We start from the raw sequence: 1,243 nt of genomic DNA, 5'->3' as shown, positions 1-1,243 counted from the left end.
GGGCGGCACCACGACGCGTCGCTGCTGAGCCGCGCGCTCGTCCGGGCGGGCGTCGAGGGCCACGGCGAGGCGCTGCTGGCCGGGCTCGGCGGCGGTATCGGGTTCATGTACGCGGTCTTCGAGTACCGCGGCCACCACCCGATGACGACCGTCGTCGCCCAGGCCCACCCCGAACCGATGATCCCCCGCGCTCTCGAACGGGCCGGGATCGGCCACGAGGTGAGGCAGAGCGGCTCGCCCCGGGTGGCCCGCCGAGCGCTGCTGGAGACGCTCGACGCGGGCAGGACCGCCATCTGCCGGGTGAACCGGTTCGCCCTGCCGTGGCGGCCCGGCTTCCCGTTCCCGGACCCGCTCGAAGTGGGCGTCACCGGCGCCGACGGTGACACGCTGCTGGTGGACGACGAGCACACGGGCCCGGACGAGCTGGCGATCGACGCGTTCATGGCCGCCTGGTCGGGGCTGCGCAAGGCCAGGCACCACCTCGTCGCCGTCACCGGCCCCGCGACCGCGGACCCCGCCCTGGCCGTACGCGACGCCGTCCGCGACACCGTCGCCAGGCTCACCGGCCCGGTCCTCGGCAACAGCTTCGACACCAACTTCGGCCTGTCCGGCATGCGCAAGCTGGCCGCGCAGCTCGCCGACACCACCGGCAGGCAGGGCTGGGCCAGGCGCTTCGCCGATCCGGAGGCGTTCTTCATCGCGATGACCCGGCTGCACGACTGCCTGGAGATCGAGTACACGGCCGCAGGCGGCACCCGGCCGCTGTACGCGGAGTTCCTCGACGAGGCGGACACCGTGCTGGGCGGCGGCACCGCGTGCGCCGCGGCGGCGCCGCTGTACCGGCAGGCCGGTCGCCTCTGGTCGGAGGTGGCCGCGACGGCCCTCTCCCCCGCCTCGCCCGAGTTCGCCCGCCGCCGCGACCTGATCCGGGAGCGGCGGGAACTGCTGGTCACCGAGGGGTTCCACGCGGCGGACCGGCTGCGTGCGCTCCACGAGGAGGACGGTTCGCTGCCCGGACGGTACGGCGCGGCCGACGTCCTCGGCCCGCAGGGCCGCGCCGCGCTGCTCGCCCGGCTCGCCGAGCTGGTGGCACGGGCGGTGGAGACCGAGGAGGCGGCCGTGCAGGCCCTCGCCGAGGTCTGACGTCGCCAGGGGTCGTCGCGCCAGGGGTCGTCGCGCGCTGGGTCGTCGCGCCAGGGGTCGTCGCGCCGGGCACGACTGGGGCCTCGCCGACGGGCTGGGG

General features: G+C 76.0%; 1 protein-coding gene. It reads left to right on the top strand.

Annotated features, from left to right (window positions below):
* Window positions 1–1,143: BtrH N-terminal domain-containing protein (locus DQW85_RS22785; RefSeq protein WP_113702181.1), on the top strand; the 1,143-nt coding region annotated here is incomplete at its 5' end.
* Window positions 1,144–1,243: the final 100 nt, after the last annotated feature.

Origin of the sequence: Nonomuraea lactucae (assembly GCF_003313395.1) — a bacterium.
GTDB lineage: Bacteria > Actinomycetota > Actinomycetes > Streptosporangiales > Streptosporangiaceae > Nonomuraea > Nonomuraea lactucae.
Note: the sequence above shows the minus strand (reverse complement) of the source record. Positions and strands in the feature narration are given on the sequence as shown.